Origin of the sequence: Pseudarthrobacter sp. NBSH8, assembly GCF_014217545.1 — a bacterium.
GTDB lineage: Bacteria > Actinomycetota > Actinomycetes > Actinomycetales > Micrococcaceae > Arthrobacter.
This window is the reverse complement of record NZ_CP043178.1, coordinates 410,520-424,703: the sequence shown is the minus strand read 5'-3', so window position 1 is coordinate 424,703 and position 14,184 is coordinate 410,520. Positions and strand designations below refer to the sequence as shown.

14 protein-coding genes and 1 pseudogene are annotated in these 14,184 nt (G+C 65.0%); 5 read left to right on the top strand and 10 right to left on the bottom strand.

What is annotated here, in order from left to right; all coding sequences use genetic code 11:
- The first annotated feature begins 136 nt into the window (after positions 1-136).
- Positions 137-394 carry a hypothetical protein gene (locus FYJ92_RS01945; RefSeq protein WP_185262377.1) on the top strand — a complete coding sequence of 86 codons (258 nt, stop codon included), beginning with the start codon at positions 137-139 and terminating at the stop codon, positions 392-394.
- A gap of 132 nt (positions 395-526) precedes the next feature.
- On the opposite strand, the gene FYJ92_RS01940 is transcribed toward FYJ92_RS01945, so the two are convergent.
- The 4 genes from FYJ92_RS01940 to FYJ92_RS01925 form a co-directional block, all read right to left on the bottom strand.
- Positions 527-763 (bottom strand): hypothetical protein, encoded by a 237-nt coding sequence (locus FYJ92_RS01940; protein WP_185262376.1) that lies wholly within the window; start codon positions 761-763, stop codon positions 527-529.
- A gap of 160 nt (positions 764-923) precedes the next feature.
- Positions 924-2,516 (bottom strand): histidine ammonia-lyase, encoded by a 1,593-nt coding sequence (gene hutH / locus FYJ92_RS01935; protein ID WP_185262375.1) that lies wholly within the window; start codon positions 2,514-2,516, stop codon positions 924-926.
- Positions 2,517-2,521: 5 nt separating this feature from the next.
- On the bottom strand, positions 2,522-4,276 hold the full coding sequence (gene hutU / locus FYJ92_RS01930; RefSeq protein ID WP_255482253.1) for a urocanate hydratase: 1,755 nt from the start codon (positions 4,274-4,276) through the stop codon (positions 2,522-2,524).
- Positions 4,277-4,489: 213 nt separating this feature from the next.
- Positions 4,490-5,314, bottom strand: a complete 825-nt coding sequence (locus FYJ92_RS01925) for an IclR family transcriptional regulator (RefSeq protein ID WP_185262374.1) — start codon at positions 5,312-5,314, stop codon at positions 4,490-4,492.
- 129 nt (positions 5,315-5,443) lie between these two features.
- Between FYJ92_RS01925 and FYJ92_RS01920 the strand changes: the two genes are divergently transcribed.
- Positions 5,444-5,953 carry a GNAT family N-acetyltransferase gene (locus tag FYJ92_RS01920; protein WP_219729679.1) on the top strand — a complete coding sequence of 170 codons (510 nt, stop codon included), beginning with the start codon at positions 5,444-5,446 and terminating at the stop codon, positions 5,951-5,953.
- A gap of 107 nt (positions 5,954-6,060) precedes the next feature.
- On the opposite strand, the gene FYJ92_RS01915 is transcribed toward FYJ92_RS01920, so the two are convergent.
- The 4 genes from FYJ92_RS01915 to FYJ92_RS01900 all read right to left on the bottom strand — a co-directional run bounded on the left by FYJ92_RS01915 (position 6,061) and on the right by FYJ92_RS01900 (position 9,444).
- A complete protein-coding gene (locus tag FYJ92_RS01915; protein ID WP_185262372.1) occupies positions 6,061-7,674 on the bottom strand; it encodes an HNH endonuclease signature motif containing protein in 1,614 nt (537 codons plus the stop codon).
- A gap of 146 nt (positions 7,675-7,820) precedes the next feature.
- Positions 7,821-8,792 carry an NAD(P)-dependent alcohol dehydrogenase gene (locus tag FYJ92_RS01910; RefSeq protein ID WP_185262371.1) on the bottom strand — a complete coding sequence of 324 codons (972 nt, stop codon included), beginning with the start codon at positions 8,790-8,792 and terminating at the stop codon, positions 7,821-7,823.
- Positions 8,789-9,022, bottom strand: coding sequence for a helix-turn-helix transcriptional regulator (locus tag FYJ92_RS01905; RefSeq protein WP_185262370.1), 234 nt, complete (start codon positions 9,020-9,022; stop codon positions 8,789-8,791). The genes FYJ92_RS01910 and FYJ92_RS01905 overlap by 4 nt, the downstream gene beginning before the upstream one ends.
- Positions 9,016-9,444, bottom strand: coding sequence for a hypothetical protein (locus tag FYJ92_RS01900; protein WP_185262369.1), 429 nt, complete (start codon positions 9,442-9,444; stop codon positions 9,016-9,018). Before FYJ92_RS01900 ends, FYJ92_RS01905 begins: the two co-directional genes overlap by 7 nt.
- A gap of 225 nt (positions 9,445-9,669) precedes the next feature.
- Between FYJ92_RS01900 and FYJ92_RS01895 the strand changes: the two are divergent.
- The 3 genes and pseudogenes from FYJ92_RS01895 (at position 9,670) to FYJ92_RS01885 (ending at position 11,801) form a co-directional block, all read left to right on the top strand.
- Positions 9,670-11,144, top strand: a pseudogene (locus tag FYJ92_RS01895) (amino acid permease).
- 24 nt (positions 11,145-11,168) lie between these two features.
- Entirely contained in the window at positions 11,169-11,357 is a 189-nt protein-coding gene (locus FYJ92_RS01890) for a helix-turn-helix domain-containing protein (protein WP_185262368.1), read from the top strand.
- 180 nt (positions 11,358-11,537) lie between these two features.
- Positions 11,538-11,801, top strand: a complete 264-nt coding sequence (locus tag FYJ92_RS01885; protein ID WP_185262367.1) for a hypothetical protein — start codon at positions 11,538-11,540, stop codon at positions 11,799-11,801.
- Between the two features lie 84 nt (positions 11,802-11,885).
- Here the strand turns inward: FYJ92_RS01885 and FYJ92_RS01880 are convergent, their stop codons facing one another.
- Together FYJ92_RS01880 and FYJ92_RS01875 are read right to left on the bottom strand one after the other, a co-directional pair.
- Positions 11,886-12,635, bottom strand: a complete 750-nt coding sequence (locus tag FYJ92_RS01880; RefSeq protein WP_185262366.1) for a 3-hydroxybutyrate dehydrogenase — start codon at positions 12,633-12,635, stop codon at positions 11,886-11,888.
- A gap of 52 nt (positions 12,636-12,687) precedes the next feature.
- Entirely contained in the window at positions 12,688-14,070 is a 1,383-nt protein-coding gene (locus FYJ92_RS01875) for an MFS transporter (RefSeq protein WP_185262365.1), read from the bottom strand.
- Between the last annotated feature and the right edge of the window lie 114 nt (positions 14,071-14,184).

Genomic DNA, 14,184 nt, shown 5'->3' with positions numbered 1-14,184 from the left:
CTTGAAGGCGGGGTTCGGCGAACAAGCTTCGGATTTTTGGCGCCTGGGCGCGAGCTATCAGTCATATGACATCCTAAGTCCTGCAACCGGTACAATGGATCGAGCCCTTTGGCACGAGACACAGAAAGTTCGGCACATGACTACAGCATTTTTGGAACGCCCCCTGGCCGCAGTTGCGGCCGTCGAAGCCCCGGCTTCCCTGTCCATCGACCTGCAGTTTTCCACAGCGCACGAGATGCACGAAGGCCTGGACAAGGCTGTTGCCACCTTGATCGCGCCGGCAAAAGACGCGGCCTGTGGCATCCTTGTGACGCGGTTGCGCCCGGGACGCTTCACCGTGGCCCTGAACGAGTCGGTCCCCTTCGGTGAAACGTACGAAAGCATTGCGGCCTGAGCTGATTCGGCCCCGAATCCGGGCTACGATCCCTGCTGGGATCCAGCCCGCGATCCAACGCGATCTACGCAAGAGTCCCTGCCCTCCGGCAACGGAAGGCAGGGACTCTTTTTGCGTTTTGAAGTTGCGTTCCTAGCTCCTGCGGACTTCTACACCGTCAGACTTAAGGAAAAGTTCCTTCTCTGACGGGGTGGCCGGCACGAGCCACAGCACGTTCCCGCTCTGCGATACTTCTTCCACTTCGCCCGCCGCAATGACGTGCGCGTGTTTAATGATTTCCACCCGGTCGCCAGCTTTGAGCGTTCCCCACTCCGAGATGGTGGCCGAATGGATATTGCGCCTCGACAGGACAGCCCCGCGTGCTTTCATTTGAACTACTACCCCTTTGTATACGTTCTGCGCCACAGCCTCTTTGATGTGACTTTCACTACACCTTCATTTCTACTACACTCCCGGCGCCGAAATGTACGTGTCGCACCATATTTCGACATTGGTTGAATTTAGTAGCAGGACCGAAGAATGTTCCCGCTCAGGAAAGAATTCCGACGGCGGATTCGGCGGCTGCCCGGACCTTTCCGGAGGCAACCAGACGGTCAGCCGCCTCCAGCTCCGGCGACAGGAACCGGTCGGTTCCGGGGCCTTCGACGACGGACCTCAGCACCCCGATCACGGCAGTGCCTGCCGGGCCCGGAGTGAGCTCGCCGTCGGACAGCTGCGTCCGCATGTCGATGGCGCGGGCGCTCGTCACCAGTTCGATGGCCAGGACACGGCGGAGGTTCTCCACGGCCTTGCGCAGCTTCCGGGCCGCGTGCCAGCCCATGGACACGTGGTCCTCCTGCATGGCGGAGCTGGGGATGGAATCCACCGACGCCGGGACGGCCAGTCGCTTGTTGTCCGAGACGAGCCCTGCCTGTGTGTACTGGGCGATCATCAGGCCCGAATCCACGCCCGGATCCGCGGCGAGGAACGCCGGCAGCCCGTGCGAACGCGCAGGGTCCAGCATCCGGTCCGTCCGGCGCTCGGCGATGGAGCTGAGGTCCGCCACGGCGATGGCCAGGAAGTCCAGGACGTACGCCACGGGGGCGCCGTGGAAGTTGCCGTTGGAACTGACGCGCCCGTCCGGCAGGACTACTGGGTTGTCGATGGCCGCGGCAAGCTCACGGGATGCCACAAGGGCGGCGTAGTCCACGGTATCGCGTGCGGCGCCTGCCACCTGGGGTGCGCAGCGCAGCGAGTAGGCGTCCTGGACCTTGGAATCCCCCACCCGGTGCGAGGCCACGATCGGGGAGTTGGACAGCACTCGCAGCATGTTGTCCGCGCTGGCGGCCTGGCCGGGGTGCGGACGCAGCGCCGCATGCAGCTCCGGTACGAAAACCTGGTCTGTACCGAGCAGCGCCTCGACACTGAGCGCGGCGGTGATGTCCGCCGTCGTGAGCAGCTGGCGGATGTCAGCGATGGCCATCAGGAGCATGCCCAGCATGCCCTCGGTGCCGTTGACCAGCGCGAGGCCTTCCTTCTCGGCGAGGGTGACCGGTTCGATGCCGTGGCCGGCGAGCAGCTCAGCGACAGGCGCCTCACCCCGCCCGCCGTACGTCACGCCGTCGGGCCCTTCCGCCTGGCCCTCGCCCATCAGCACCAGCGCGCAGTGGGACAGCGGGGCGAGGTCGCCGGAGCAGCCGAGCGAGCCGAACTCGCGGACCACCGGCGTGATGCCGGCGTTGAGCACGTCCACCATGGTCTGCAGGACGACCGGACGGACGCCGGTTCGGCCGGACGCGAGAGTCTTGGCGCGCAGGAACATGATGCCGCGGACCACCTCGCGTTCCACGGCCGGGCCCATGCCCGCGGCGTGGCTGCGGATCAGCGATTTCTGCAGCTGGGTGCGCAGCTCGCTGGGGATATGCCGGTTGGCCAGCGCACCGAAGCCGGTGGAGATCCCGTAGGCGGGGGTCTCGCTGTGCGCCAGCTCGTTGATGTGCGCGCGGACCTTAGCCACCGTGTCCAGCGCTTCCTGGGCGATGGTCACCCGGGCGTTGTGGCGCGCGACGGCGACAACGTCCTCAGGTGTGACTCCGCTGGAGCCGAGGGTGACGGTGAGCGCTTCGTTCGTGGTGATGGTCATTGGAGTTACTTGCTTTCTGGGGCCACGCGGACAGGATTGCCTGGCCGGGCTTGCGAGGTTAGGGGGTCAGTGGGGAGCATGGGGATGCGGACGCCGCGTTCTTTGGCGACGTCGAGGGCGCGGTCGTAGCCTGCGTCGGCGTGGCGGATGACGCCCATGCCGGGGTCGTTGGTGAGGAGGCGTTCGAGTTTCTGGGCGGCGAGGTCGGTGCCGTCGGCGACGGAGACCTGGCCGGCGTGGATGGAGCGGCCGATGCCGACGCCGCCGCCGTGGTGGATCGAGACCCAGGTGGCGCCTGAGGCGGTGTTGAGCAGGGCATTGAGGAGCGGCCAGTCCGCGATGGCGTCCGAGCCATCTGCCATGGCCTCGGTTTCGCGGTATGGGGAGGCGACGGAGCCGGAGTCGAGGTGGTCGCGGCCGATCACGATGGGCGCCTTGACCTTGCCGTCTTTGACGAGCTGGTTGAACAGCAGGCCGGCCTTGGCGCGGTCGCCGTAACCGAGCCAGCAGATCCGGGCCGGCAGCCCTTCGAACTCCACCCGTTCCTGTGCGGCGTCGATCCAGCGGTGCAGGTGCTTGTTCTCGGGGAAGAGTTCCTTGATGGCTTTGTCCGTGACGGCGATGTCCTCCGGGTCGCCGGAGAGCGCCACCCAGCGGAACGGGCCGAGGCCCTCGCAGAACAGCGGGCGGATGTAGGCCGGGACGAAGCCGGGGAATTCGAACGCGCGGTTGTAGCCGCCCGTGCGGGCCTCGTCGCGGATGGAGTTGCCGTAGTCGAAGACCTCGGCGCCGGCGTCCTGGAACTCGACCATGGCCTGGACGTGTCTGGCCATCGAGGCCTGGGCCTTTTTGGTGAAGCCTTCCGGGTCGGCGGCGGCCTCGGTGTGCCACTCCTCGACCGCGATGCCTTCAGGGAGGTAGCTCAGCGGGTCGTGGGCACTGGTCTGGTCCGTGACGATGTCCACCGTGAGTTCGCCGGCGTTGTGGCGGCGCAGGATCTCGGGGAAGACCTCGGCGGCGTTGCCGACGTAGCCCACGGACCAGCCGCGGCGCTCTTCCTTGGCCTTCAGCACCTTGGCGATCGCGGCGTCGAGGTCCGTTTCCACCTCGTCGAGGTAGCGTTTGCCGGCGCGGCGGCGCAGGTGGCTTTCGTCGACGTCGACAATCAGGCAGGCGCCCTCGTTCATGGTGACGGCGAGCGGCTGGGCGCCGCCCATGCCGCCGCAGCCGCCGGTGAGGGTCAAGGTGCCGGCGAGGGTGCCGTCCTCGTCACCGGTGAGCTTGCGGGCGATTGCCGCGAAGGTCTCGAAGGTGCCCTGCAGGATGCCCTGGGTGCCAATGTAGATCCAGGACCCGGCGGTCATCTGGCCGTACATCATCAGGCCCTCGGCTTCCAGCCGGCGGAACTCGGGCCAGTTGGCCCAGTCGCCCACCAGGTTGGAGTTGGCCAGCAGCACACGGGGTGCCCATTCATTGGTGCGGAAGACGCCAACCGGTTTGCCGGACTGGACCAGGAGCGTCTCGTCGTTTTCCATGGTTTCCAGGGTGCGGGTGATCGCGTCGAACGCAGCCCAGGACCGGACGGCGCGGCCGGTGCCGCCGTAGACCACCAGGTCATCGGGGCGTTCGGCTACCTCGGGGTCCAGATTGTTCATCAGCATGCGCAGCGGGGCTTCGGTCTGCCAGCTCTTGGCGGTGAGCTCGGTGCCGCGGGCTGCTTTGACCGGGCGGGCACCGGTGGTGAAATCGGCGGGTGCCATGAGGGCTCCTTCATGTTCTGGCGAGTGGTTCGCGGTGATGGGAAGAGGTTCTGTCTCTACTAAAGCCCCTTCCTGGCGGAGCAAACAGAGCTTTCAGAGGGGTAGTGTCCGGGATTCCAGACCGCTGCGGTTTCCCTGTTGCTCTATCAGATCCGGTCGCCAAACCGGGCGAATCGGAACCGAAAGTGATAGAGCATCGTTCCGGGGGCGGCGCTACTTGGCCGCGCGGCCGTGGATGCGCACCGACAGCTCGTCCGCTACTTTCTGGACCCGCGCGGCGAGCGCCGGCCATTGGTCCGCCGGCAGTCTGTCTTCGAGGAACGTGACGGCGACAGCCGCCGTCGGCCATCCCACGTGGTCCGTAACAGCGGCGGCGATCGAGCCGAAGCCGGGCGTCACCTCGCCGTGTTCGGTGGCGTAGCCGCGCTGCCTGACCCGGTCGAGGTGCGAGGACAGCGCGGAGTACTTCATGATGGCGCCCTCCACCTCGTGCCGGGCAGTGAAAGCCTCGGCATTCGGGTAAAGCGCACGGACCTGGGACTTGGGCAATGCCGCGAGGATGGCGCGACCGCTGGCCGTGAGGTGGCTGGGGAGCCGGACGCCGACATCGGTGACCAGGGACGGGCGATTCTTGGCCCGCTCCTCCACGATGTACAGCACGTCGCGCCCATGGAGCACCGCCAGGTGCGCGCTCTCGCCGATCACATCCACCAGCGATGCCAGCAGCGGCCGGCCCAGGCGGGACAGCGGTTCCTGCCGCGAAAACGCCGAGCTCAGCTCGAAGGCACTGATCCCCAGCCCGTAGCGCTGCTCCTCGTGCAAGTGGAGGACAAAACCGTTCGCCTCCATTACCCCGAGCAGGTGGTAAACGCTTGAGCGCGGCAATCCCAAGGACGTCGCAATGCTCGACGCAGCCATCGGCCCCCGCTTCGAGGCCAGTAGTTTGAGGATACGAAGGGTGTTCTCGGCAGCGGGGACTTTGGACGTCGCCCTTGGTTCGCTGCCCACCTCAGGCCTGGCTTCCGTGCTCGACACCATTGTGCCCTCCGTCATTTTTTCGTGGAGCGCCCGGCCATGTCCGGGATCCCGTACTTAACCTTGCGCCCATGGGCAGTCCTCTTTCGGCCATCAAAACACAAAGCGTGTCCGGAATACCAGACACTTGCCTTGGACGGGGTTTGGTCCGAAGTTGGCTGGGACGGGCTGCCCTCCCGGCCCGCCCGGGCCCGGCGGCGTGACTACTTTGCCGGCCGCGGGGAAGCCGTCGAGTGGAAGACACGGGCGCATGACCTCCCGGTTGATATTGAGTCCCGTCTTCTGGCCGCTGACCTGCATCAACGGCTGGCCTCGGACCCGGAAAACCTGGTGGTTTTCATGGCCGAGGCCTCGGGCGAAGTGGTGTCGGCCGCCTGGCTGGAGATCTATCCGGGCACAGACTTCGCCGGCCTATGGGGCGGCTCAACGTTGCCTGCATGGAGGGGGCGAGGAATCTACAAGGCCTTGGTGTCCGCCCGCGCTCGGGTGGCAGCCGCCCGTGGAGTGAAGTACCTGAAGGTGGACGCGTCCGCTGACAGCGAGCCGATCCTGCGAAGGTTGGGATTCACGGCAATCACCAAGACAACGCCGTTTGTGTCAACTCCTCCAGTGACGGGCGATAGCCCTGGCTCACTTGCGTAGAGTCCCCGACATCGTTGAGCTCCACCGGTTGGCCGCTGCGCAGTGACGCAACTATCGAGGCCTTGGCACTGGACGCCGATGGTGTTGAACCGTGGTGGACGGGGTTCCTAGCCGCTGACGTTCACTGAGGACGGCGAAAGCGGCCTATCCGGGGACGCGTCTTCTGTCAGGGGCTGGTCTAGCTGGTGGTCCTCGGGCAGGGATGGGTCGCCGGGCGGGCTATGGGGATCCGGGCCAAGATCTTGAAGTCTTAGCCTTTCGCCAAAATTTTCATGTCGCAGGCGTTCGAGGCTCTGGTGTGGCCAGTTGGGTGGCTCCCAGTCCTGCCGTTCGCTGGTGTAGTGCCGTCCGGCGGGTGAGATCCAGCCGGGCGGGTTATTTTTGGTAGCCGCGGTGGGTGTCCAGGCTGTGGTGTGGCGGAGTCTGTGGTGTTTGTGGCAGGGCTGGCCGAGATTTGAGATACCGGTGGTGCCGCCGTGGGCCCAGGCGAGGATGTGGTCGGCTTCGTTGTCGAGGGAGTGGTTGCTGCAGCCGGGAAACGGGCACTTCCCGTCCCGAAGTCTGAGCCATTGGCGTTGGGCTTTTGTGAGCCGGTAGCTGGTCCGCCCGATCTCCAGCGGTGCACCGTCCCGGGGATCGGTCAGGACGCGGTGGAAGGACTCCGCGCCGTCGGCGATCAGTTGCCGGGCCATGGACGGCGGGATGGGGCCGTATCCGTCGAGCATGGCCGGTTCATCCGTGAGGCCCAGCAGCGCGAGGACCGGGACCGTGATGAGGACCTGCGCCCGCGGGGATGGAACACCGCCGCTCACGACCAGGCCCGTGTCGCCGATACCGCTCGTTTCGCCGGTCGCGTCGCCGCTGTTTTCCCGACCCTCATCACCGGTTCCGGCGCCGGCGGTGGTGTTGGCGCCGAGGAGCCAGGTCGCGACGGTGTCTGCGCGGAGTTGGCTGAGGGTGCGGTCTTCATGGGGGCTTTGGAGGGCCCGGGCTGCGGTGGTGGTACGGTCCCAGATCCCGGCAGCCTGGTCTGCGGGGAGGTAGGCGGAGAGCCAGGCCATGCCGTCGCGGTCCGGGGCGTACTCCACCCGCCGGTCCTGGACCCCACGTAGGTGGCGTTTTTCGATGCTGACCGGGTGGTGGCGTTCCCGCCAGGTGCGGGCCTTGTGCCGGAACCGGCCGGGGATGAGCTCACCGGCCGGGCCACGTGCCGGATGCACCACGTGGGGGTCCAGAAAATGTGCCTCCAACGCCTGCGCGCCCGCGGGGTTTAGGTTCATGGTTTCGTCGACCATGATCCTCGCGTGCTGCCATGAAATCTGCCCGGCCTGCAACGCCGAGAACGTCAACGGCAGGGCCGTGGTCAGCGCGTGCGCCTCAGAAAGCAGAGCACTGGCGGAGCGTTCGCTGACCGTCAGCACACACGCGACCTCCGCGACCACCGCCATCTCCTGGCCCCTGTGGTCCTGCGGCGACTCAGCCGGGCCCGCCAGAGCCTCGGCAGCGGCGGCGTACACGGCGGCCGCATGCACCTTCAGGGCAGCCAGTTTCGCCTCCCCGCAGGCGACGGCAGTCAAGGTCTTCAGGGCAACATCAGCTCTACGGCGAAGCGGATCAGCACACGGAGCGGAGCCTTCGGAAGCTTCACGGAGCACTGCAGCAAGCTCAGCGAAGGACACCGAAAGGGCCTCCGCCGTCGCCACAGCTGCTCTGCTATCCATACTCAAATCATCCCCGGAGGGTATGACAATATCCGCGAGGCTCAATGGCTATGTGGACAACTCCACTGACGTCATTGTTTGAAGTGCCGGCGGAGCGGGCCAGGCCCAAATGTCCGTTCGCGCCAAGTGTGGGAGGTTGAAGAGCCTCAGATGCTGACTACTACTTTGCCGCGGGCGCGGCCCTCGTGCATGTATTCAACGGCGGCTGGCGCTTCAGCGAGCGCGTAGACCTTGTCCACTGCAGGCCACACACTGCCAGCTTCAATAAGCGTGGTCAGCGCCTCGAGATCGCGGTAGTTCTCCGTCGAAACAAGCCCTTTGAATTTCTGCCCGGAGAACAGCGACACCAGCGGCGCACCCATCGAACGCTCAAACCCGCCGGTCAGGTTCCCTCCGCCCTCACCGCCGATAATCACCAGGATCCCGCGCGGCGTTAGCGCCTTCCGCAGGACTGAGAGCGGCCGGTTGCCGGCGGTATCCAGAATGACGTCGTACTGCAGCCCGGCGAGCGCAAAGTCGTCCTGAGTGTAGTCGATGACGTGATCAGCGCCGAGGGACCGGACCAGCTCCACCTTTCCGGCGCTGCAGACTCCTGTGACCTCCGCCCCGAATGCCTTCGCCACCTGCACAGCAAAGGACCCGACTCCGCCGCCAGCGCCGATGACCAGCACCTTCTGGCCGGCGCTGACCTGCCCGGCATCACGGACAGCCTGCAACGCGGTAACACCAGAAATTGGTGCCCCCGCGGCCTCCTCGAACGTGAGGTTTGCGGGCTTCGCGGCCACACGCTTCTCCTGGGCGCAGACGAATCCGGCAAAAGACCCCTCGCAGGTGCCGAACACTTCATCGCCGGGCTGGAAGCGTGTCACGCCGGCCCCCACAGCTTCCACAACCCCGGCCACCTCGCGTCCGCGGACGGGTACCTTGGGCTTCTTTAGCCCGAACCCGAAAAGCCGGACCAAGTACGGCCGCCCGGTCATGAGGTGCCACACGCCCTGGTCGACACCGGCGGCACGGACCCTGATCAGCACTTCCCCAACGCCGGGCAGCGGCTGCGGAATATCCCGTAGCTGGAGCACATCGGAATTCCCGTAAATGTCCTGCACGATAGCTTTCATAATGCTTCTCCTTCGTTGTTCGGGTACTGGAACACGCCCTCTAACGGGACACCTAGCACATGCGCGATCTGGAACGCCATCTCCAAAGACGGCGAGTACCGGCCCTGCTCGATGGCGATGACGGTCTGGCGGGTCACGCCCACACGCTCGGCGAGTTCGGCCTGCGTCATCTCGCCCCGTTCGAACCGCAGGCGCCGGATGGAGTTGGTTACCCGCGTTGGCTTCACCACGGCTGGAACCCCCGGCGGTAGGCCACGATTTTGGCCACGGAGCCCAGTATGGCGGACAGGACGAACGTCAGGTAGATGACGTTCGCAATCCAGAAGTGGTCCACCTCGGCCATCGCCAGCAGCAGCGCCGCGACGCCGCCGATGACCACAAACGACTGTCCGATGTACTCACCGAAACGGTAGATCTCCCTGTCGCGCTGGTCCTTCTTCCCTGCCTCCTTGGGCGAAAAGATGCCCAGAAGAATGTGCAGGGCGATCGACGCAGCAATGGATGCCCCGACGGTCCACAGCAGTGGAGCAACGTACGGAAGCTCGGCAACTGGCATAGTGCCGGCCAGCCCCAGGACGATGGCCAGGTACACGCCATAGGAGCCCACTGCCACCACTCCCATGATCCAGGCGCTCTTCTCTTCGAAGGACATTTCCGCTCCTGCCATTCCCATCAGATGTAAAACAAAGCTGACATCTCAAAAGTAAAGAAAACCAGACATTATGTCAATAGTTTTGGACTCCGCAGGAAAGGAAAGACCACACACCGCCCCCAGCCTGAGATGGAAGACACCAACCGCCCGTGGGTCTCATCACCTCGGGCGCCAAAGTGGTCTGCTGGTTGGCGATCCCCCTCCCAACGACGAGAAGGTATTCGTATGCAGCAAGCACCAGGCGCCGCCACCCAAGACGCAAGCCCGGCCGAAAAGCCCAGGCCGGGAGCCGCCGTCGCGCACGTCCTGAACCGGGGACTGAACGTCCGCCATATCCGCTTCATGGCACTGGGTCAGCGATCGGCACAGGCCTGTTCTACGGCTCAGCCTCGGCCATCCCGAAGGCGGGCCCGGCGGTCCTGCTCGCCTACGTTATCGGCGGCGCGGCAGTGTTTATGGTCATGCGGGCCCTCGGCGAGATGGCTGTCCGGCACCCCGTCTCGGGCTCGTTCGGCCAGTTCGCCAGCCGCTACCTCGGGCCGCTGGCAGGGTTTGTGACCGGCTGGACCTATGTCTTTGAGATGGCGATTGTGGCCATCGCCGATGTCACCGCATTCAGCATTTACATGGGCTTCTGGTTTCCGCAGGTGGACCGCTGGATCTGGATCCTGGCCATCATCTGTTTCCTGGCCGCAATGAACCTGCTCAGCGTGAAGGTCTTCGGCGAGCTCGAGTTCTGGTTCTCGCTGATCAAGGTGGTGGCCATCATCGCCATGATCGTCGGCGGAGCCGCCATCATCGCCTTCGGTTTCCAGGCCGGCGGTTCCACAGTAACTCCGGGACTCGGCAAGCTCGTGGAGCACGGCGGGCTGTTCCCCAACGGCTTCGAGGGACTGCTGGCATCGTTCGCCGTCGTGATGTTCGCATTCAGCGGGATCGAGACGCTCGGCATCACCGCCGGGGAGGCCGCAGACCCCAAGAAGGTCATTCCGAAGGCCGTGAATACGGTTCCCGTCCGCGTCCTGCTGTTCTACGTCCTGACTCTCGGCGTGCTGATGAGCCTGTTCCCGTGGAACGAGATCGGGACCAACGGTAGCCCGTTCGTCCAGATCTTCAGCGGCCTGGGCATCCCGGCCGCACCGCACATTCTCAATGCCGTGGTGATCACCGCTGCACTCTCCGCCGTCAACAGCGACATCTTCGGCGCCGGGCGCATCCTGTTCGGGCTGTCCGGCCAAGGCCACGCACCGGCACTTTTCGGCAAGGTCTCGCGCCATGGCGTGCCATGGATGACTGTAGTGATGATGGCCGGCATCCTCCTGGTGGGCGTGGTTCTGAATGCGGTCATTCCCGAGGACGTCTTTATCCTGATCGCCTCGATTGCCACGTTCGCCACCGTCTGGGTGTGGGTCATGATCCTGGCTTCCCATGTCGCGATGAAACGCGAGATCGCGCGGAAGGGCCTGCCGGCGTCGGAATTCCCGTCCCCGTGGTGGCCGGCTGCCTCCATCCTGACCATCGCGTTTATGGCACTGGTCATTGCCGTCCTGGGCGCCTTCGAGGACACCCGCGTGGCTCTCTATGTGAGCGCGGTGTGGCTGGGGCTTTTGGTCCTCGCCTACCGGCTGTGGGTCAAGGGGAACGGACGACGCCGGGCCGAACTCGTGGACGAAACTTCGCCGCTGCCGGTGGTCAGCTGACGGTGCCGGGCAACTGGTGCAGGTGTGGCGCAGACCCTCAAGACCCTGGAGCGCGACGGCCCGGTGCTGCGGAAGGCCCAGCCGGTCATCCCGCCCCGCGTGGACTACAGCCTGACCGAGCGCGGCTATGAACTGTCCGGCCTGCTGGTTCCCCTGGTCACCTGGGCCTACAACAACGCCGACGACATCCTCAAGAGCCCGCTCCAACCCTGAAATCGCCTAAGTAGGACTGGTCCGCAAAGACAGGTACATGTTACTGGTGTGACTGGTGTGAATAGGGCCTACCGTACTTGTAAGGTGCCAGCCAGGAATAGGAGGACCATCCTCTGCTGGGAGCTTTCCGGCTACCGCACCAGACTGAGCGGCTCCACGCCGCTTCAAGGAGTGGTTCGCATGGTGAAAGCACACGTCCAGGACCTGGCCAGCATGGGGCGGCCCGTCAGACTCTCTACCCTCGTCCACCGCGCCTGCGGCCGGGTCCTCGCGGCGTTCCGCCCGCGGTGCCCCTATCGCGTGGGCGAAGCCGTGGTGGGCGACGATCCGTTCAACGGCCGGCACGCGGGAATCATCATGTCCCACCGCGGTCCGTCCGTGGAACTCGGCGCCGAGGCCGGGGTCTTCTTCTACGATCACCGCCACCTGAGGCGCCAGGACTGAGTTTTTGTCCAGATAACGCACCCATCAGGCCCTTGAACCCGCGTTATCTGGACAAAAACTCCAAGCCCCGGAAGGACTAGGGGCTTACCGCGCCGACCAGCCGCCGTCCATCACGTAACTGGACCCGGTGACCATGCCGGCATGATCGGACGCCATCCAGGCCACCAGCGAAGCAACTTCCTCCGGTTCCACCAGGCGTTTCACGGCGGACTCGGTGAGCATCACCTTGGCCAGGACCTCAGCCTCGGGGATGCCGTGCACTTTGGCCTGGTCCACGATCTGCTTTTCGACGAGCGGAGTCCGGACGTAGCCGGGGTTGATGCAGTTGGATGTGACTCCGTGCTCCCCGCCCTCAAGCGCCGTCACCTTGCTCAGCCCTTCGAGGCCGTGCTTGGCGGAAACATACGCGCTTTTGAACGGGGAGGCCCGGATTCCGTGCACGGATGACACGTTGATGATCCGTCCGAATCCGTTGGCGTACATGTGCGGCAGTGCGGCCCGGATCAGCAGGAACGGGGCTTCGAGCATAAGCGCGATGATCCGGCGGAAGTCCGCCGGATCGAACGCTTCGATGGGGCTGATGCTCTGAATCCCGGCGTTGTTCACCAGGATGTCGCAGTCCAGGCTCAGGGTGGCGAGTCCGTCCACGTCCAGCAGGTCCACGGACCAGGCCGTGCCGCCCACTTCATCGGCGAGGGCGGCAGCGCCGGCGGAGTCGACGTCGGCCACCACCACTTTCGCCCCGCGGGCGGCGAGTTCCCTGACGCAGGCAGCGCCGATCCCGCTGGCGCCGCCGGTCACCACGGCCTTGCGGCCGTTCAGGGTGTTATCCATTGCACTTCCCATCGTTTTACCCAGTCCTCAGTAGCTCGGCGGCTCAAGCAGCTCAGCGTGAGCCGGCCGGGAGCAGTCCCTCGCGGGCGGCGTCGGCCTTGTCCACTTCCTCCAGGGCAATGCCCTTGGTTTCCTTCAGGCTCAGCACCGCCACCGTAGTGATGGCGCAGGCAACCACCAGGTAGATGGCCGTGGGCAGCCAGGAACCAGTGTCCTTGAGCCACTGGGTAGCCAGCAGCGGGGCCAGCGAACCGGCGAAGATCGAGGTGACCTGCGAGCCCAGCGAAACGCCCGAGTACCGCATCCGGGTGGGGAAGAGCTCGGCCATGATGGCAGGCTGGCCGGCATACATAAACGCGTGCAGGCACAGGCCGATGGTCACGGCCAGGACAATCACCACGGCGTTGCGGGTATCAAACATGGGGAAGGCGAAGAACGGCCAGGCCGCACCGGAGATGGACCCGATCAGGTAGACGGGCTTGCGTCCCAGCTTGTCCACGAGCCGTCCCACCTGCGGGATCACCAGGAAGTGGATGACGTGGGCGATCAGGAGTGCGAGCAGGAGCGAGGACGTGTCGTACTTGTGCACGCTCTTGAGGTAGACGATCGCGAAGCTGACCACCAGGTAGTACATGATGTTCTCCGCGAAGCGCAGCCCCATGGCCTGCAGGATGCCCTTGGGGTACTTGCGCACCACCTCGAAGACGCCGTAGCTGACGGCCTGCTCCTTCTCCACAAGGGCCTTGGCTTCCAGGAAGATGGGCGCCTCGGTGACGTGGGTGCGGATGTAGTAGCCAACGAAGACGATCACGGCGGAAAGCCAGAAGGCCACGCGCCAGCCCCAGCCGAGGAATGCCTCGGGGCTCAGAGCGGTGGACATGATGAACAGAACCAGTGTTGCCAGCAGGTTGCCCACCGGCACTGCGGCCTGCGGCCAGCTGGACCAGAATCCGCGGGATTTGTTGGGGCTGTGTTCGGCAACCAGCAGCACCGCGCCGCCCCATTCACCGCCGAGCGCGAAGCCTTGGATGAAGCGGAGGGCCACCAGCAGCGCCGGAGCCAGGTAGCCGATGTCGGCGAAGCCCGGGAGGCAGCCCATCAGGAAGGTGGCCACGCCAACGATCACGATGGTCAGCTGCAGCGTGGGTTTGCGGCCCAGCTTGTCGCCGATCTGGCCGAAGACGATCCCGCCGAGGGGGCGCGCCACGAAACCCACCGCATAGGTCAGGAATGCCTGGATGATGCCGTCCAGCTCGTTGCCGGTGGCAGGGAAGAAGTACTTCCCGAAGACCAGGGTGGCGGCGGTTGCGTAGAGGAAGAATTCGTACCATTCCACCACCGTGCCCACCATCGAGGCGGCCACAATCTTCTTCAGTCCGGATCCCTTGGGTGCGGATCCGGCGGCATTGTCTGCCGAGCGCTGCTCTACGCTCATGAGTTTCTCCTTAGTGTCCACTTTGACACGCGCTGTGATCCACAGCACTAATGGCTCCACTGAGTATTACTGCACAAACATGCGCATTCAATGGCCAAACCAGCACCAACTGTG